Raw genomic sequence first — 17,992 nt, forward strand, 5'->3', positions numbered from 1 at the left:
ACACTGCGTCACAGCTGTAGCGGTAAGGGTAGGGTGAAGTAAAAAGTAGCACCCTGGCCCAGTTCGCTCTGAACGCCATAGGTGCCTGAATGGCGCTTTATGATCTCGGCGCAGATATAGAGTCCCATACCCAGGCCCTGGTACTTATTGGATGACTGCGTTACGCGGTAGAATTTTTCAAAAAGATTGGCCTGGTCGGGTTTGCTGATGCCGATGCCGGTATCTCTTACGCTCACTTTGAGCTGATCGTCCTCGAGCGCTACCGTTATATACACCTTATTACCGTCGGGAGAATATTTGATCGCATTGGACAGGTAGTTCAACAACACCTGTTCGATCCGCATTTCATCGGCATGTACCATCACATCGGCATACCCGTTGCGAATGACCTGCCATTCGGGATTGGACCGTTGAAAGATGTCGATCACATTATCGAGGAAAGGTTCAAACTTAAAGTCGCTGCCATTGACATCCAGCTTGCCTGAAGCCATTTTGGAAATATCAAGCAGCTCCCCGATCAGTTGGTTGAGCTTGTTGAGCTGGTTGGAGGAGCGGTCGAGAAAACGCAAAGCGTTATCTTTCTGGTCATCCTGTACCGATAGCTCGGCCAGCTGCATATAGCCTTTTACCGAAGTGAGCGGCGTCTTAAGCTCGTGGCTGGCAATGCTGATGAATTCGTCTTTCTTAGCTTCTGCCAGCTTGCGTTGCTCGATCTCTTCAAGCAGCTCCTGCTGCATGCGCGATAGTGCAATAGCTTGCTGATGCAGCTTGATAAATGTCCGGATCTTCAGTACCAGGATATCGGGATCAAAGGGCTTAACGAGGTAGTCGTGGCCTCCCGACGCGTAACCTTTGGTAATAAATTGTTTGCTGATATTGACCGCTGAAAGGAAAATAATAGGCAGATCGCTTGTCCTGCCAAATCCCGATATGGCCTCGGCCACTTCAAAACCATCCATATCAGGCATTTGTACGTCGAGGATCACCAGCTCGTACTGGTGCTTCAATATCTTTTTCAAAGCTTCCTCGCCCGATAGCGCCGTATCCACCTGAAGTTTATGGGCTTCAAGGGTTTTCTTCAGGGCAGTAATGTTTTCGGCCTTGTCATCAACGATCAATATCATGTTGGGATGCGCGTGGAAAATTGGTTGCGTAAAAATACCGCTAATTTGTGTACAATCAAAACGTTAGCGGTCATCACGGCATATGGCCAGCATGGGATAGGCGTCATTATTTCAGATGATGCAGCAATAGCTCTTTAAAAACAAGGATGGCATGGGGAGAAACCGTTTCGGCCTTGGGTCCATGGCTCAATTCCTCGGTAATACGCAATGTTTCCTTCAGGAATTGCTGCTGATCGGTATTGTCGCTGAAGCAATGCAGGTAGCGGTTAAGCAGCTCCGGCAATTCGGGGAGTCGTTCGTGAGGGAGGCTATACCATTGCTGGGCGAGGTTAACCGCCTGAATTTCTATTTCCGATTTTAAGGTCATGACTGGCTTTTTAGTTTACGGCAATGTTTATTACACATTTGGGCACAAATTGTTCGGGCTTAAACAAAAAAAAGCAGCTCCTGGAAAGGAGCTGCATTTGAACCAATCTCCATAACCAAATTGGAGAACCTTCTTTATGCAAACGCATGAGTAGCATGCGACAATGATAATAATCAGGGATGCAGGGTAATGGCTGTAATTTTTCCCAGGAATGTACTGGCAACCGGGCGCAGGTTACGACGATTGCAGGCCCGCCACAAAGCATTAATTTCACGCTGCCGTGTCAAAATATCCAGTAACGAAAAGGAAACACGTTTCTCGGGGCCCAGCTTGTTGGATTTGTAATGGCCAAGATAGTTGGATATTAGCTCGGATAAGGAGAAAGTACCAGTCATCGTTGTAAAGTTTTAATGCGATGAAAACGCAGGCGTTTCTATCGTTGCGGGTATTTGGTAAGGCAAAAATAGAGAGGGTTTTTTATAAACCTCATACGTAAAACGTGTACTTTAGCAGTTTTATTTCTATTTTATCTGCCTTGCTGATGTTTTATTTATGTGTAAAATTACGTAAATCAAGGCCGGCCGGTTCTCTCGTAGAACTACTAATAAATGGCAAGTATATTTATAAGTCTTACTGCGCAAAATACGATAATGGGCATCTTATTTATATAAGTGAAAATATTATAGCATGTTCGGAATATTTAGAAAAAGGTCCAAAGCAGAAGCTTCGGCGACAGTTCAGGATTGGTCTTTTATTGGCACAGACGTACACTCACATCTGATTCCCGGCATTGATGACGGGCCGGAAGCCGTAGAAGACAGCCTGGAACTCTTGCGCAGCATGTATGAACATGGCTTTTCAAAAGTGGTGACAACCCCACATATCAGCGCCGATTACTATCCCAATACACGTGACACCATATTGAACGGCCTTGAAAAGCTCGTTGCTGCTACTACACAGGCCGGGATTCCCATTGCGATCGAAGCGGCGGCGGAATATATGATTGATGAACGTTTCCTGCAGCAGCTTAAGCAAAGAGCGCCTGTGCTGTATTTCGGCGATCGTTATGTGCTTGTCGAAATGGGTTTTATACAGGCCTCTCCGCTATTGCACGAGGTATTGTTTGAATTGCAGGCAATGGATTATAAGCCGGTGCTGGCACATCCCGAACGGTACAATTACTACCATGCACAGCCACTTGAGCCATTAATGCAGCTAAAAGAAAGCGGTTGTTTATTTCAATTAAATACGATAGCCCTGTCGGGCTACTATGGCCAAAGTGTTAACATTTGTGCCAATAAAATGTTAACGAATGGGCTTTACAGCTTCCTGGGCTCAGATATTCACCATAGGCGGCACCTTAAAGCTCTTAACACCATTTTAAGAACCGAAGATTCAGCGAGATTAATGCGAGTTTCGGTATTAAATAATACACTATAAATATTGTATGCATCTTCCAATGTTTAATTTAATTAAGATTAATTCATAAGGACCTACCTATTAATGGTACATTATGGGTTAGGAAAATGTTGTTTTTGTGTTAAAACCAGAATAAATGTATAAGAATCACAAAGATCATGTACTTTTGTTAAGAACCTGGTGATTTGTTAATTGCCATCCTGAATCAACTACATAACCAATTGCTCAAACTAACCACTTGAGCGCCAAATGAACCGTCATGAATAGCTTAACCACCCCCTTCGGCATAGCCGTATCTTTGCACGTCCTTCAAAGACTGCCTTTCCCTTTTTTCTTTTCTGAATCTGAAGTAGTGTAAAACTGGCATAACCCTTTTTACCACCTTATCCTGCTTGCTCCATAGCGGAACCAGTTGTCATTTTGTATCGAAACACATACAAAAACCGGAATGAGTGTAGTATTTCACAGGTGTTTTATAGCTAATATTTATGCCCAGAACTTTACGCCTGCTCAAATGGTTCAACTTTATACTTGATGTGCTTGCCCTCAACGCATCATTGTGGATTTCTTATGGTGTTTTTTCTGCGAAAAAGAATATACAGCTCTTCCAGGTGCTACCTTATTTGCTGATCATCAATTTCGGCTGGCTTTTTGTTCAGTCCTTTTTTAAGATATACGACAATTACCAGCACCGGAATTCGGTGTCCATATTCAGCCGTACCATCAAATCATTTCTTCTCTTCAGCTTGTGCTTGTTCCTGGTCTTTATGCTAAGCATACAGAATAGTTTTTTCAGGGTGATCCATTCCACACACCTGTATTTCTATCTTGGCGCCTGGGGCATGTTTGCCTACCTGCTGCTGCTCAACCGTATTGTACTGCTGAGCATACGCAAGACCATAAGGCAGAGCATACACTACAGCAAGAAGAATATCGTGATCGTAGGTCAGAATTCTTCTTCCCGTACCTTATCCAATCTCTTTGGAGCCAATGTAGTATCGGATTACAACATTATGGGCATTTTTCACGACCAGCAGGAAAAGCTGGACGAAAGCGCCCTTTACCGTGGCAGCACTACCGACTGTATACCTTTTATCCGCAACAACCGGGTGGATGAGATATTTTGTACGCTTCCCGGGGTGAGCAAAGAAAATGTCAACATCCTGATGCATGAAGCCGATCGCAACCTTACCCGTTTCCGTCTGGTGCCCGATTATCAGGAGTATTTTCCTGGTACGATCAGCATCGAGATGATCGACAACATACCGGTGATGACCGGCCGTAAGGAGCCGCTGGAAGACATTCGCAATGCGGCGTTTAAGCGTTGCTTCGATATCCTGTTCTCCCTGTTCGTGATCGTATTCGTGCTGAGCTGGCTGATCCCTTTGCTGGGGCTGCTGATCAAGATCGACTCGCCCGGGCCGGTCTTTTTCCGCCAGCGCCGCTCGGGGCGCAGCAACCAGCCATTCTATTGCCTCAAATTCAGGAGCATGACGGTAAATGCACAAGCCGATGCCCAGCAAGCTACCAAAGGAGATGCCCGTATTACCAGGCTGGGCGCGTTCTTAAGAAAGACCAGCCTCGACGAATTGCCACAGTTCTTTAATGTGCTGGTGGGCAATATGTCGGTTGTAGGCCCGCGGCCGCATATGCTGCGGCATACGGAGGAATATGCTATGCTCATTGATAAATTCATGGTGCGGCATTTCCTGAAACCCGGCATTACCGGCTGGGCGCAGGTTACCGGTCTTCGTGGCGAAACCCGTACCACCGGAGATATGGCGCGTCGCGTAGAAGCCGATGTATATTACCTGGAGCATTGGTCTATACTGCTTGATATGAAGATCATATTCCTTACGGTCTGGAACATATTCAAAGGTGATGAAAAAGCAATATAACATACTATAAATCCAACCTAACCATGAAATACGCTAATACAACCATTATGATGAACAGTAGACACAGGCGGTCAGATAAAGGCAGCAAAGCCTTGTTCCTGGCCGGTTTGATGGCGCTCTCGCTGGGAAGCCTGCACTCCGGCGCACAGGAAAGCGATGCCATAGCAATGCAGGATAGCAGTGTGGCTACGGCAGCGCCCGTAGCGATGGCGCACAGTCCCGCGATCGGGATCACATTGGGTAGCTCGGGCCTCGGTATCCAGGGCATTTATCCGCTTAACAATCAATTCAGCCTGAGAGCAGGATTGAGCTGGATCCCCACTTTCACTTATACCCGCACCGACAAGGTAGGGACCACAACACTGGAGCAGAAATTCAAGACCGGTTTTGTGAATATTCATTTGCTGGGCGATTATTACCTGCCCGTATTGCAGCATACCGGCTTTCGTGTGAGCGCCGGGCTGGCCTGGTTTGTACATGCGCAAAGCAAGGTACGTTCCATACCTGTGGGTGATTACTATTACGGCGATATCCAGATCAACGACGACCGCATGGGTGATATTAATACTACCGTTAAGCGCAATGGTATTGCGCCATACCTGGGAGCTGGTTTTCTCAACCTGTTCTCATCGAAGCAGCTGCAGCTTTCGCTTGACGTGGGCACTTATTACTTGTTGCCCGAGGCCAGTGTAAAGATGGAAACCACCGGCTACCTTACCGGGAACGAGCGCAACCAGGAGCAGTTGAAAGAGAACCTTAAAGGCTATCGTTGGTTGCCTGTAGTGCAGGTTGGTCTTTATTATAAATTGTAATGCTATAACCACAACCCATCACCCCTCCTAATTATACAACAATGAAGAAAATATTTATTGCAATACTGGCTGTGAGCAGCATGCTGTTCACACAATGTACCAAACCCACCGAAGGGTTTACCATCAGCATCAACCCCGACGTGTTTGACAATGTAGTGGCTGTAAAGTTTTATGATGCTGCAACACCGGGCGTAGCGCCTTCGGGCATCCGGCTTACCATCTCCGGCGATCAGGCACAGTCTATCTACGAGATCAGCGGCCATAAGATATTTAATGTAGTCGATGGTGTGATATCGCTGGGCCTGCTGCCTGCAGCGGCGCCGGCCGAAGGTCAGCCTGCGCTATTCGTGATCAATGCAGAAGCCGACGGCTATCTTCCGGTACGGGTGCCGGTGACCATACTGGCCGGCCAGGCGACCAAGCTGGTTACCATTAGCATGGTTAACCTCAACAATCCTCCTCCGGGTGTAACCGTCGTGCAGCAGAATACAACGCTGACCGGCAATGCGGTACCGGCAACGGAAACGATTGCCACACCTACTACCAAAAGCCCGGTAGCGACTACGGTATCCCTGCCTGCCAATACCCGTTTCAACGATGCGGCCGGTAATGCTATCAGCGGCAGCACACTTAAGACTACCATTGCCCATTTCAATACACTGGAAGCAGCGTCACTCAATGCCTTTCCTGGTAGTGGTTTCCATTCCGACGATATTACCGATGAGACCGGTAACAGGGTAAGCGGCAATTTCCGCACCGCAGGTTTTTGTAATATCGATATGGCGCTGGACGGTAAAGCAGTGAAGACCTTCAGCCAGCCGGTGAATGTAAAGATCGATGTACGCAACGACCAGGTTAATCCACGCACAGGCGCTGCCTTTGCTGCTGGTGATGTGATCCCGGTGTGGAGCTATCAGATAGAGACCGGTAAATGGGCCTTTGAAAAAAACGGGACCATTGTGAGCAATGGTGGAAAGCTGGAAGTAGATTTCACCACCACACATCTGACCTATTATAACCTGGCGTTTCTGGATAATGTATGTCTTGAAGCCAGGGCCACTATCGTTACAGGTTTGCCTTCGGCCGAAAGCTTCCTGGTAGATATTTTCCCCGAGGGAGAGACGGCTATTCCTGCTATTGCCGGTGCGATCATGCAGGTAGAAAATAATGGCGTGGCTGCTTTCGAGAATGTGCCACAAGGCAATGTGACCATGAAGGTGTACCGCAACACAGCAAACAATAGCCAGACAGATTGGAAAGTAAGGGAGGCAACGCCTCTGGCGGTCTATACAGGCGCACTCTGCGGCAATCAGCCCACGATTACGCTCAATATGCCTTCGCTCACGTCGATCCTGTTTGATATTGAAGGGCGCTGCCCCAGCAATTCGGCCAATCCTTATGTGCGTCCATCGGTCGACGTATGGTACCGTATAAAAAACATTGGCGAGTATCAGCTGCTGGGCCATGTGAACCAGGGCAAGTTCCAGACCACCAATATCAATTTTCAATCAACCTACGACTTCAAGGTAATATGGGGTGGCAGCAGGGTATACCTGAGGACGAAATACGTGGACAGTACTTCCTATACCCGTACCATTACCGTACCGGAGAACGAACAGCAACATTTCTGTAACTAGAATAAAATTAATGTGGGTTCAGGTCTATCAGGGCAAAAAATCTGAAGAACATCCATAACGGGGGTATTATTCAGGGGGACCTGTTCCCGCATTACCTAAACAAGGACTAAAGCGTGAAGAACCCAATCCAGTTTATTCAAAAGCTAAAACGAAGCGTAACCGCAAAGCACAACGTCCCGCAGTCAATATCGCTTTTCAGCATCGTCGCGTTATGCCTCTTGCTCAGTTCCTGTGCCAGCTACAGGAACATTCCTTATTTTAAGGACCTGCCCGATAGCAGCTATGTATACCGTAATGGCGTACAGGTGGCTGTGGCCGCTTACGAAGACGTTAAGATATTGCCCAACGATATTCTCAACATTACGATACAAACGGTAGACCCCGATATGAACAATATTATGGGAAGCGCCGATGTGAGTACTGCCAACCCTGCCATCAATCCGGCGTTGAGCCGTATGGAAAAGAACCGGGAGGCCATGCCCGGCTACCTGGTCAGCAGCGACGGTACTATCGAGCTGCCGATCGCCGGTAAGATCAAAGTAGCGGGCCTCAGTACGGCCGAGGCTAAGGAAGCCATCAGGCAGAAGGCCCTGACCTATTACAAAGAACCCATTGTCAATGTGCGTATCGTCAACTTCAAAGTAACTGTGCTGGGCGAGGTAACTGCTCCGGGATCTTACCTGATCAATGGTGAAAAGGCAACTGTGCTGGACGCCCTGGGTCAGGCCGGGGACATGAGCATTTTCGGTAAACGTACCAATGTGATCCTGGCGCGCCAGGAAAACGGCAGGCAAAAAATGGTCCGGTTCAACATGAATTCGACCGACATATTCCAATCGCCTTATTTCTATTTGCGCCAGGGCGACGTATTGTATGTGCAGCCGGGAAAAGGCAAGGCGGCGGCCAACGATGCTGCTATGCTGAGGACTTATACCATCATCACTTCGGCCTTGTCGCTGCTGGTGATCGTACTGACACGAACGAAATAATTTCATCAAAGAGCGTTTATTTGAGCATACATGCAACAAAACACGATACCCAATTCCGAATGGGATAATGTGACGGAGGAAAAAGGAGTTGATATCAGGAAGATCATGAGCAAGGCCCTCAGTCTTTGGCCCTGGATGCTGATCTGTGCCATTATTACAGGAACCGGTGCACTAGTTTATTTATATTTCACGACGCCGGTATATAAGGTCAATGCCAAAATACTGATCAAGGACGACGACAAAAAGAGTGGTGGCAGTATGGGCGATCTCTCCATGCTGAAGAGTATAGGCCTGTTGAGTGGGGCAAGCAATGTGGACAATGAGCTCGAGATCATTAAGAGCTATACTCTAATGAGCAAAGTGGTGAGCGATCTGCAGCTGAACGTAATGTACCGGACGAGTAAGGCATTGAAGTCGGTAGAGCTTTATGGTAAGCATGCCCCCTTTTCCTTTCGTTTCCTTTCTTTTAACCAGGGGCTTCTTGGTAAGGAATACCAGGTTTATTCTGTTTCGATCTCCAAGGATGGTTTTGTCGAAACTAAAGACGGAGACGGGGTCTATAAGGCTAAATGGGGAGACACACTACTTTTGCCGGCCGGTATTGCTATCGCTGAAAAAAATCCCTACTATTCAGGGGAATGGAAGAAAACGTACGAAGTATTGGTAGCCGATCCTGCAAAGACGACGCGAACCTATATGAAAGCCCTTGAGGCGGGCATTCCAAACAAACAGGTCAGCACTATAAACCTTAGTCTGGCCAACTCTATTCCGGAGAAAGGCGAGGCGATTATCAATATGCTGATCCGGGAATACATGCAGGCCAATGTGGATGATAACAATCGCATCGCGGATAGCACAATGACCTTTATCGATGCCCGTCTGGTAGTAGTGGGCGACCAGCTTACCGATATTGAAAAGCAAATACAAAGCTTCAAGCAGCAAAATGAGCTGGCCGATCTGAGCGAGCAGGCCAAAGTGCTGATCTCCAATACCGGCGATTATACCAAACAGGTAGCCGAACAGGAGGTACAGCTCAATGTGATCGAATCGCTGGAAAAGTACATACAGGAAAATAGTAGTAATACCCGGGTGGTGCCGGCTTCTCTGGCAGTACAGGATCCTACGCTGGGCGCGCTTATGACCCAGTACAATGCCTTGCTGATGCAGCGATCGCGCCTGCTGCTGTCCTCCACCGAAAGCAACCCGATGGTACAGAACATCGACGGGCAACTGCAGGATCTGCGTACCGACATGCTTCATGGTATAACCTCGGTAAAACGTAGCGCAGAGGTGGCTTTGCGCTCCCTGCGCAGCAATGCCGGACAATTGGAAAGCCAGATCCGCCAGGTGCCGGCCAAGGAGCGGGTATTTCTCGATTATAGCCGGCAGCAATCCATACGCCAGGAGCTTTACCTCTTCCTGCTGCAAAAGCGTGAAGAAACGGCTATTTCTCGGTCTTCCACCATTGCCAATTCCCGTATCATCGATGCGGCGAAGGCCGAGGATTATCCCTTTAGCCCAAAGAAAAAAATAATCTTTGCAGTGGCTGTTTTACTTGGCATATCATTGCCCTTTGGCTATGCTTATACCAGGGATCTGCTCAATACCAAATTGTCTGGTAAAAGCGATATTGAGTCCAATACCAATATCCCGATCATTGGCGAAATAGGGCATAATGAAGAGAATACCTTTATGCTGGTGACGCATAAATCGCGTTCCGTGATCTCCGAGCAATTCCGTGCCTTGCGCACCAACCTCCAGTTCCTGCTTACCAATAAAGACGATAAAGTGATCCTGGTGACCTCCAGTATGAGTGGCGAGGGTAAATCTTTCATCTCGACCAACCTTGCGGCGGTGTTGGCCATGGCGGATAAAAAGGTAGTGCTGCTGGAACTGGACTTGCGTAAGCCCAAGATTACCGCATCGCTGGGATTGGGTAGTCGTAAGGGTTTCAGCCAGTATGCTATCGGTTTGGCCACTATGGAAGAGATCGTTCAGCCATCGGGTGTGCACGAAAACCTGTACCTGGTATCCTCGGGCCCCATACCGCCCAATCCTACGGAGCTGCTGTTGCACGAGCGTACCGGACAGCTGTTTGAAAAGCTGAAGGCTGAGTTTGATTATGTAATCGTCGATACCACACCCAACCTGGTTACCGATGCGCAATTGCTGAGCAGCTATGCGCAGGCCACCTTATACATCGTGCGGGTAGATGTAACCCGTAAGGAGCAGCTCAAGCTGCCCAATGCTTTGTATCGTGAGCACAAAATGCCGAGTCTGAGCCTTGTGGTCAACGATATTCGTCAAAAGAAATATGGTGGCGGCTACTATGGTTATGGTTACGGCTATGGCTATGGTTACGGCTATGGTTACGGCGCCTACGCCGAGGATGAGAAGACCAAAAAGAAAAGCTGGGTAAGGGATCTGCTGGGTAGCAAATCCTGATCGGTGTTACTAAGGGACTACTGCAATTGTTATCGAAGCATTATCAAGCATTATCATTATGGCAAGCGGGCGGCGTTTATTATTCAGGAATATTTTTTCGGTAGGAATCATTCAGATCGCAAACTATTTTTTTCCGCTGATTACTATTCCTATTGTGTCCAGGATCATTGGACCGGATAAATTCGGCACGATCAATTTTTCCGCGTCCTTCATTGCTTATTTTACCTTGCTGATCGGATTCGGATTTGATATTACGGCGACACGAAAAGTGGCTGTGGATCCGGGGAACGAACAAAACCGGAACCGGGTTTTCAGCTCTGTCTTTATATCGCAGATTATTTTGCTGACGATCTCTGTCGTGTTGTTTTCGATATGCCTGTTAAACATCCCTCAGCTAAAAGCAGAAAAGCAGGTTGCGATTTTTACATTCATTACTTGTTTGGCTACGGTGCTGACGCAAAATTGGCTATTCCAGGCTATGCAGGACCTGCATAAGATTGCCATACTTTCTTTGATCGGAAAAGTATTGTTTACGGCAGTTATTTTGCTAACGATACACAGCCGGGAGGATTATTACTGGCAGCCGCTGGCCTTAAGCGTTTCGCAAGTAGTTGTTGCACTTTGTTCTTTTATATGGTCAGTGAAGAAGTACAAGCTAAAGCTCCTTAAGACAAGCGTGCGCGATTGCCTGAGTTTATTGTGGCAGGAAAAAGTATTCTTTCTTTCTCTGTGTGTCATCAGCATTTATACCAATACCAATATCGTTGTGCTCGGTGTGCTGCATAATAGCGAGAATGTCGGGTTTTACACTGCGGGGCAAAAGCTGATCCTGATTATGCAGATGGTAATCACGGTGCCGCTGACACAGGCAATATATCCCTACATAGGAAAGGCATTCGGGGACGATTACAACAAAGGTATCGATATGGTACAACGTATGCTTCCCGCCGTTTTCGGGTTTACATTCCTGGCCGGCCTTGTCATCTTTTTCGGAGCACCCTTATTCATATCTTTTTTTTATGGTAGTGCTTTTCAGCCTGCGGTTACGGTTTGCCGTATACTGGCATTCGTTCCCATGATCATTGCCCTGGGAACGGTTATGGGTATCCATGTGATGCTTAACCTGAAAATGGATAAAGTATTTCTGAAGGTTACCTGTATCGGCGCTATTACCGGAGTTGTATTGAATCTCTTATTGGTAAACTTATTGGGGTATATCGGAGCCGCGATCACCTGGACAGTTACGGAGTTTCTCAATTTATGCATGCTTACCTTCTTATTGAGGAAACACGGGATACAAATATTCAACCGGGAATATTTTAAACTAAAACAGTGTATCGCCTATTTTTTAAAGCCCAGATCAAAACAGATCGGCTAAACTATCAGTTGTAAATGGGACTAGCAGGCAAAATAGCAACGGCGGTTGGCTTATCGGAACCGGTAAGAGCATCTTTATATCCAATAAGAACGATGAAGTTGCGGGGAATGTATTACAAGCTCAGGCTACGGAAATGCGGCTGGGGAACGGTCATCGACAAATATGTCAATCTGAAAGGACAAAGAAATCTTGAGATTGGGGAAAGCTGTGTGATCAATTCTTTTGTGCACATCTGGGCCGGCCCGGCCGGGTTAAAAATAGGGAACAGGGTAATGATCGCTTCGCATGTTGCTATCACGACACTGACACACGACTATGAAGATGAGTCCATGCGGTTTGCGCCTCCGGTAGATAAAGGAATTGAAATTGGCGATGATGTATGGATTGGGGCACATGCTATTATCATGCCCGGTATTCACATTGGTAAAGGCGCCGTGATTGGTGCTGGCGCCGTAGTAACGAAAGACGTGCCGGCACATTCCATTGTGGCTGGTGTGCCCGCAAGATTAATGAAGCATGTTAAAGAAGATGTCATTCAGCGATGAATATAGCACGTAAAAAGGTGGACTGGTATAGCGTTCGGATCGTTATTGCCTTTTTTCTGGGTATACTCTTTGTATATGCCCATGGCATCGACTTTGACGCTGAAGCAGTGGAAAGGAAATTGATTACACTTGATAAGGAACCGTCAAAAGCTTCTTTCCTTATCATAACCACGATCGTTCTTTTTATTCTTTATAGTAAAAAAACGAAGATTGATTTCGGCATTGCTCATAATTATAAGCTGTGGGGGCTTTTCTTTTTGGTCGTGCTGGCACTGGCTTTTTTAAGAGGTAATATTGAAGGAGATATTACGAATTTCGGAACCATTCTTTTTAGTTACCTCATGCTTTTCGCTTTGCTGAGGCATACGTACCGGATCAGGTTCTCTGTGCTCGAAGACTGCTTCATCCTCTTATCCGTTGTCTTATTAATGATATGCGTTGTTTTCCACGTATTGCAAGGGCATAGAATACTCTTTTTCCCTGATAGATCTGTTGGGAATTTTGAGCGACTAGGCGGCATGTTTTATTATGCCCATACCGGGGCGATTGCCGGAATAACATTATTGTTTTCCCTGATTAAATATAGAAAGGAGAAGAAGCTGAAATATGCATTGGCCGGCGTATTTTCATTATTGGTATTACTCGCAACAGATACGAGAAGCGCCTGGTTTGCGACCTTGTTTTCTGTCTTTTTTATTTTTCTGAAGAATATTAAATTCTACAAACTGTTCTTGTTGCTTATCGGTATTTATTTCCTGGCGATGTTTGTTCCTGCCTGGCTTGGCATAACAAGCTCTTTGGGTGCAGCGGAAGACGACACGAACTTCAGAACGCAGATATGGCTTTTCACTTTGGGAATTGCAGCGCAGAATTTATTGACAGGATATGGTAGTGCGGAACCGCTCAAAAATAACAATTTTGCACTGCACAATAATTTAAATGATCCGCATAATTCCATTATCAGCCTGCTGTTGCAGAGTGGCCTGATCGTCGTTATTCTTTACTTTTTCATCTTCGCAAAGAACAGCATTGCCTGCAATAAGCGTTTTAATAAAGACTATCGGTTCCTGTATTTTTTCTGGTTTTTCTTTCCTTTTTTCTGGGGTGGTATTTTCAATCATTTATCCAATTTCCTCAGCATGTATATGATGTTCTCGCTATATGCTTTCAGCCTTAATCCCAATAGTGTGCATGCAGGCAACATGATTCAGTCACCAGAAAAGATGAAGGCCAAAAACCGGGAAGTATATGCGTCTTAGAAGTTTTTTTTTTAATGAATGTAAAGGATCGTTCTACACGATGAGCTGCGCTTTGTTTTCATTGGGCTTCTACAGGATTTTCCGGCAACGGAATATTATTGCCAAGCAGCGGACCCGGATCAAAGGTATAAGCAATATAACCACCGGAGGCCTGCTGAGCATTGGTCTGACCGATACGGGCTTTGCTCACTCACGGGACCTTACGTTCCTGAATATCCGGGGCCAGCTGGCAATCAACGGCAGATACAGCTTTGGTTCCGGTTGCAGGATTGATATCGGTCCCAATGGAAGCGTGCGGATTGGGAATGGTGGCTATACCAATGTCAATACCCGGTTTGTTATCAAGCATGAGTTGGTTATCGGAGAGGCTTGCGTGATTTCCTGGGATTGTCAGTTTCTGGATGATGATTATCACGAATTGACTTACCCCGATAAACGCGTTAAGGAATACAACGGCATTCAACTGGGAGACCATGTATGGGTAGGAAACGGTACAAAAATTTATAAAGGAACTATCATACCCGATGGCTGCATTGTTGCCGCAGACTCAGTGGTAAGGGGAGCATTTACGACAAAGAATGCTTTGATCGCAGGCAATCCGGCAAGGGTAATAAAAGAGAATGTTAGCTGGCAATAAAGTGATAACAATGGAAGAAACGATTAAAGTGTCAATCATCACCCCTTCCTACAACCAGGGGCAATTTATAGAGGCAACCATACAGTCGGTGCTCAACCAGAGCTATCGCAATATTCAATATATCGTGGTAGACGGCGGCTCTACCGACAATACGATGGAGATCGTTGAGCGCTATCGCGACCGCATCGACATCGTGATCCATGAAAAGGACAAAGGGCAAAGCGATGCTATCAACAAGGGTTTTCGCCTGGCGACAGGTACGTTGGCAGGGTGGATCAACTCCGACGACCTGCTCAAGCCCACCTGTGTAGAAGAGATCGTGGCGCTTTACCGCCAGTATCCCGGAGAGGCTATTTTCTATGGCGCATTGCTCGAGATCATCGACGGGAGCGGCAAGGTAAAAGGCGTACGGAAAGAACTGATCGATAACCGGGAAACATTGCTCAGGCAGAACTATAACCTGGTGCAGCCGGGATCCTTTTACAATCTGGAAATAATGAAATCGGTGGGCTTTGTCAATGAAGCTATTCATTACAGTATGGATCTTGATCTCTGGCTGCGCCTGTTGCAGCACGGCGGCATAAAGGCTTACCAGGAAAAGCCGCTGGCGTCCTTCCGCATATGGGAGGAAAGCAAGACGAGCACCGGGAAGCGAAAGTTTGTGGCCGATATAGATGCCACCCTCGCACGGTATAAAGCGCCCCTTTGGTCGCCTAATCGGATGCGTCTGAAATGGTATGATCTGAAGATTGTAATGAAGTCGGTAATCAAAAGTAAAGCATAGTCATTCATTATATGAGCAGTTTACGACAGCTGATAGGAGCCGATCTGAAACGTTATCGCGGCCGTGCTTCGTTTAAAGACGGCGTGATCGCTTACCTGCGCGTGTCGGGATTCCGCTTTATGTTCTGGCATCGTATAGCGCACCGCTGTCGCAGCAATAAGGCGCTCTATTTGTTCCCCTGGCTGGTCCTGTCGCGGCTCAAATACAAATATGGTTATGATATCCCGGCTGAAACGCATATTGAGCCCGGATTCTATATCGGTCATTTTGGAGGGATCGTTGTATCGCCCTTGGCGAAGATCGGCAGGAATTGCAATATCTCGCAGGGCGTAACGATCGGATTTAATCCGCGTGGGAAAAGACAAGGTTACCCTGTATTAGGCAACGAAGTATATATCGCACCGGGAGCTAAGATCATTGGGCGGGTGACCATAGGGAATAATGTGGCTATCGGTGCCAACGCCGTCGTGCTCGACGATTTGCCGGACAATAGCGTAGCGGCCGGTAATCCCGCGAGAGTGGTATCTACTAACGGCGCAGCCGGTTATATCATTAATAAAGCTGACTAATATGCGCATCGGACACCTTATATTTTCCCTGAATACCGGCGGCACGGAAACCATGCTTGTCGATATCCTTAACCAGCAGGCCGAGGGTCATGCCGTTGCGCTATTCATCGTCAACGACGAAGTCAATGAGGGCTTGCTGGGTCAGATCAGCGATCAGGTAAAAGTAACCCGGCTCAACAGGAAAGAAGGCGCAAAGAATCCGATGGTCCTGCTACGGCTCAACCGTGCGTTAAGCCGGTTTGGAGCTACCGTGATCCATTGTCACCATCATAAGGCAGTCAACCTGCTGCGGCCTTCATTAAGAAAAAGAACGATGCTCACCCTGCATACAACGCAGGTACCGGTGGTCAACCTGAAAAAATACGGGAAGCTGTTCGCTATATCTGAAGCGGTCCGGAAAGATGCTCACGATCGTTGCAGCCAACAGCTGCAAGTGGTCCACAATGGTATCGACGTTGCCGCCATAGCGATGCGAACGAAGCCGGCCGATCCACAGCTGTTCCGCATCGTGCAGGTGGGCCGCCTGAACCAGGAAGTAAAGGGACAGCATATCCTGTTCGAAGCCCTGAAAATATTGAAAGACCAGGGCATCGCCAATATCAGGCTGGACCTGGTGGGCGATGGTCCGTCCATGCCTTCGCTGGTAGGGCTGAGGTCATCGCTGGGACTTAACGATGAAGTGCGCTTCCTGGGAGCGCGTAACCGGCAATACATCTATCAGCGACTGCAGGATTATGATTTGCTGGTACAGCCCTCCTTTGTTGAGGGTTTCGGGCTGACCATTGTTGAGGCTGCTGCTGCCGGGTTGCCGGTGCTGGTCTCCGATCTGGAAGGGCCGATGGAGATCATCAAAACGCTGCAATGGGGCGATAGCTTTACCTGCGGCAATGTCCGGTCGCTGGCCGACGGCATCGCCGCTATGCGGGAGGGGAATGCAGCAGCCGGAACAATGTCGGCATTGCAGGCGCGGGAAGCTGTCCGCCGGCATTTCGATATCCATATTGCCGTGAGTCATTACCTCAAAGCATATGAAACCATAAAATGAAAGCGAGTCCGTACGATATATTGATCACTGTTCCCGACCTGAGCCAGCCGGGTGGTGTCGCCTCCCTGTATAATATTCTCGATCTGGATGGCAAAGAAGGAGTCTCCTATTTCGATGTGCATAGCGGGGCCAGGCGCTCCGGTATGGCGCGCTACCTGCAGTTGCTAAGCTGTTTCCGGGATTTTTACAGGCAGGCGGGCAAGGTAAATGTCGTGCACATTAATCCTTCTCTGGATAAGAAAAGCTTTATCAGGGATGGTATTTTCGCCGGCCTGTCCAGGCGCAGGAAAAAGAAGGTGCTGGTCTACTGGCATGGCTGGAAAGAGCCCTTTGAGCAAAAGCTGCGGGCCAGCGGTTGGATGCGGTTCTTTTTTAAACACACATTCGGTAAGGCCGACAGGCACATCGTATTGGGCCGCATTTTCGAGCAGAAGCTTTCCGCGCTGGGAATTGATCGGGAAAAGATAAGGGTGGGGCGAAATGCTGCCGACGATTCGGGCGTAGCCATATCCTACAGGAAACAATTTGAAGGTCTGCCTTTTCATGTGCTCTATCTGTCCCGTATCGAAAAAGACAAAGGGATCTACATTGCTATAGACGCAGTGAAGGCGCTCCGGGAGCAATGCGATGTGCGCCTGGTTATTGCCGGATCTGGTTCGGAGGAGCAAGCCGCAAAAGCGTTGGTTGCCGAACAGTCGCTCGGCCATATCCGCTTTGCGGGCTATGTGACAGGAACCGAGAAGGACGCGCTGCTAAAAGCTGCCGACCTGCTGCTGTTGCCGTCGCTAAGCGAAGGCATGCCGATCAGTATTCTGGAGGGAATGCTTTACGGGCTGCCTGTTGTTTCCAGTCCGGTCGGTGGCATCCCCGATTGGATCACCAACGGAGAGAACGGGATTTTGGTCGACGACTGGAATGCGCATGAATATTCGGTTGCCATCGGGACCCTGGCAAATGATCCGCAAACCTGTAGCCGGATGTCGGCAAACAACCGGCAAAGAGCGCTGGAAAGCTTTACACCGCAGGCCGTACGGGAATGGCTTTTTACAAATTATAAAGAGATAGCCGGATAAAGGAAATAAGC

At 47.8% G+C, this 17,992-nt stretch carries 17 protein-coding genes; 14 read left to right on the forward strand and 3 right to left on the reverse strand.

Annotated features, from left to right (window positions below; all coding sequences use genetic code 11):
• Window positions 1-8: 8 nt before the first annotated feature.
• From DZK30_RS23525 to DZK30_RS23535, 3 genes are all read right to left on the reverse strand, one after another.
• Window positions 9-1,124, reverse strand: a complete 1,116-nt coding sequence (locus DZK30_RS23525; protein ID WP_118976648.1) for an ATP-binding response regulator — start codon at window positions 1,122-1,124, stop codon at window positions 9-11.
• 106 nt (window positions 1,125-1,230) lie between these two features.
• Window positions 1,231-1,491 carry a hypothetical protein gene (locus DZK30_RS23530; protein WP_118976649.1) on the reverse strand — a complete coding sequence of 87 codons (261 nt, stop codon included), beginning with the start codon at window positions 1,489-1,491 and terminating at the stop codon, window positions 1,231-1,233.
• Window positions 1,492-1,664: 173 nt separating this feature from the next.
• Entirely contained in the window at window positions 1,665-1,886 is a 222-nt protein-coding gene (locus DZK30_RS23535; protein ID WP_118976650.1) for a hypothetical protein, read from the reverse strand.
• Window positions 1,887-2,178: 292 nt separating this feature from the next.
• Between DZK30_RS23535 and DZK30_RS23540 the strand changes: the two genes are divergently transcribed.
• From DZK30_RS23540 to DZK30_RS23605, 14 genes are all read left to right on the forward strand, one after another.
• Window positions 2,179-2,931: a tyrosine-protein phosphatase gene (locus DZK30_RS23540; protein WP_118976651.1), complete on the forward strand. Its 753-nt coding sequence runs from the start codon at window positions 2,179-2,181 to the stop codon at window positions 2,929-2,931.
• A 467-nt stretch (window positions 2,932-3,398) separates the two neighbouring features.
• The gene (locus tag DZK30_RS23545; RefSeq protein WP_118976652.1) at window positions 3,399-4,808 is read left to right on the forward strand and encodes an undecaprenyl-phosphate glucose phosphotransferase; all 1,410 of its coding nucleotides are present in this window, start codon (window positions 3,399-3,401) and stop codon (window positions 4,806-4,808) included.
• A 47-nt stretch (window positions 4,809-4,855) separates the two neighbouring features.
• The gene (locus DZK30_RS23550) at window positions 4,856-5,620 is read left to right on the forward strand and encodes a hypothetical protein (RefSeq protein WP_162903390.1); all 765 of its coding nucleotides are present in this window, start codon (window positions 4,856-4,858) and stop codon (window positions 5,618-5,620) included.
• Between the two features lie 41 nt (window positions 5,621-5,661).
• Entirely contained in the window at window positions 5,662-7,257 is a 1,596-nt protein-coding gene (locus tag DZK30_RS23555; RefSeq protein ID WP_118976654.1) for a hypothetical protein, read from the forward strand.
• A gap of 113 nt (window positions 7,258-7,370) precedes the next feature.
• A complete protein-coding gene (locus DZK30_RS23560) occupies window positions 7,371-8,246 on the forward strand; it encodes a polysaccharide biosynthesis/export family protein (RefSeq protein WP_118976655.1) in 876 nt (291 codons plus the stop codon).
• Window positions 8,247-8,276: 30 nt separating this feature from the next.
• Window positions 8,277-10,691 carry a GumC family protein gene (locus DZK30_RS23565; RefSeq protein ID WP_118976656.1) on the forward strand — a complete coding sequence of 805 codons (2,415 nt, stop codon included), beginning with the start codon at window positions 8,277-8,279 and terminating at the stop codon, window positions 10,689-10,691.
• A gap of 58 nt (window positions 10,692-10,749) precedes the next feature.
• Entirely contained in the window at window positions 10,750-12,069 is a 1,320-nt protein-coding gene (locus DZK30_RS23570; RefSeq protein WP_118976657.1) for a flippase, read from the forward strand.
• A 107-nt stretch (window positions 12,070-12,176) separates the two neighbouring features.
• On the forward strand, window positions 12,177-12,614 hold the full coding sequence (locus DZK30_RS26530; RefSeq protein ID WP_162903392.1) for an acyltransferase: 438 nt from the start codon (window positions 12,177-12,179) through the stop codon (window positions 12,612-12,614).
• On the forward strand, window positions 12,611-13,873 hold the full coding sequence (locus DZK30_RS23580; protein WP_118976659.1) for an O-antigen ligase family protein: 1,263 nt from the start codon (window positions 12,611-12,613) through the stop codon (window positions 13,871-13,873). Before DZK30_RS26530 ends, DZK30_RS23580 begins: the two co-directional genes overlap by 4 nt.
• Complete coding sequence (locus tag DZK30_RS23585) at window positions 13,863-14,510, forward strand: acyltransferase (RefSeq protein WP_118976660.1); 648 nt, start codon at window positions 13,863-13,865, stop codon at window positions 14,508-14,510. Before DZK30_RS23580 ends, DZK30_RS23585 begins: the two co-directional genes overlap by 11 nt.
• 10 nt (window positions 14,511-14,520) lie before the next feature.
• Window positions 14,521-15,294 carry a glycosyltransferase family 2 protein gene (locus DZK30_RS23590; protein WP_205529552.1) on the forward strand — a complete coding sequence of 258 codons (774 nt, stop codon included), beginning with the start codon at window positions 14,521-14,523 and terminating at the stop codon, window positions 15,292-15,294.
• Window positions 15,295-15,305: 11 nt separating this feature from the next.
• A complete protein-coding gene (locus DZK30_RS23595; RefSeq protein ID WP_118976662.1) occupies window positions 15,306-15,863 on the forward strand; it encodes a serine O-acetyltransferase in 558 nt (185 codons plus the stop codon).
• 1 nt (window position 15,864) lies between these two features.
• A complete protein-coding gene (locus tag DZK30_RS23600) occupies window positions 15,865-16,908 on the forward strand; it encodes a glycosyltransferase (RefSeq protein WP_118976663.1) in 1,044 nt (347 codons plus the stop codon).
• Complete coding sequence (locus DZK30_RS23605) at window positions 16,905-17,981, forward strand: glycosyltransferase family 4 protein (RefSeq protein ID WP_118976664.1); 1,077 nt, start codon at window positions 16,905-16,907, stop codon at window positions 17,979-17,981. Before DZK30_RS23600 ends, DZK30_RS23605 begins: the two co-directional genes overlap by 4 nt.
• Window positions 17,982-17,992: the final 11 nt, after the last annotated feature.

This window comes from Taibaiella koreensis, assembly GCF_003545715.1.
Lineage (GTDB): Bacteria > Bacteroidota > Bacteroidia > Chitinophagales > Chitinophagaceae > Taibaiella > Taibaiella koreensis.

What these genes read in the sequence shown, in the direction of transcription:
- DZK30_RS23595 (WP_118976662.1), top strand. Translation starts at nt 15,306, where the DNA reads ATGAGCAGTTTACGACAGCTGATAGGAGCCGATCTGAAACGTTATCGC.
- DZK30_RS23570 (WP_118976657.1), top strand. Translation starts at nt 10,750, where the DNA reads ATGGCAAGCGGGCGGCGTTTATTATTCAGGAATATTTTTTCGGTAGGA.
- DZK30_RS23590 (WP_205529552.1), top strand. Translation starts at nt 14,521, where the DNA reads ATGGAAGAAACGATTAAAGTGTCAATCATCACCCCTTCCTACAACCAG.
- DZK30_RS23580 (WP_118976659.1), top strand. Translation starts at nt 12,611, where the DNA reads ATGAATATAGCACGTAAAAAGGTGGACTGGTATAGCGTTCGGATCGTT.
- DZK30_RS23555 (WP_118976654.1), top strand. Translation starts at nt 5,662, where the DNA reads ATGAAGAAAATATTTATTGCAATACTGGCTGTGAGCAGCATGCTGTTC.
- DZK30_RS23550 (WP_162903390.1), top strand. Translation starts at nt 4,856, where the DNA reads ATGATGAACAGTAGACACAGGCGGTCAGATAAAGGCAGCAAAGCCTTG.
- DZK30_RS23540 (WP_118976651.1), top strand. Translation starts at nt 2,179, where the DNA reads ATGTTCGGAATATTTAGAAAAAGGTCCAAAGCAGAAGCTTCGGCGACA.
- DZK30_RS23545 (WP_118976652.1), top strand. Translation starts at nt 3,399, where the DNA reads ATGCCCAGAACTTTACGCCTGCTCAAATGGTTCAACTTTATACTTGAT.
- DZK30_RS23605 (WP_118976664.1), top strand. Translation starts at nt 16,905, where the DNA reads ATGAAAGCGAGTCCGTACGATATATTGATCACTGTTCCCGACCTGAGC.
- DZK30_RS23530 (WP_118976649.1), bottom strand. Translation starts at nt 1,491, where the DNA reads ATGACCTTAAAATCGGAAATAGAAATTCAGGCGGTTAACCTCGCCCAG.
- DZK30_RS26530 (WP_162903392.1), top strand. Translation starts at nt 12,177, where the DNA reads ATGTATTACAAGCTCAGGCTACGGAAATGCGGCTGGGGAACGGTCATC.
- DZK30_RS23585 (WP_118976660.1), top strand. Translation starts at nt 13,863, where the DNA reads ATGCGTCTTAGAAGTTTTTTTTTTAATGAATGTAAAGGATCGTTCTAC.
- DZK30_RS23565 (WP_118976656.1), top strand. Translation starts at nt 8,277, where the DNA reads ATGCAACAAAACACGATACCCAATTCCGAATGGGATAATGTGACGGAG.
- DZK30_RS23535 (WP_118976650.1), bottom strand. Translation starts at nt 1,886, where the DNA reads ATGACTGGTACTTTCTCCTTATCCGAGCTAATATCCAACTATCTTGGC.
- DZK30_RS23600 (WP_118976663.1), top strand. Translation starts at nt 15,865, where the DNA reads ATGCGCATCGGACACCTTATATTTTCCCTGAATACCGGCGGCACGGAA.
- DZK30_RS23525 (WP_118976648.1), bottom strand. Translation starts at nt 1,124, where the DNA reads ATGATATTGATCGTTGATGACAAGGCCGAAAACATTACTGCCCTGAAG.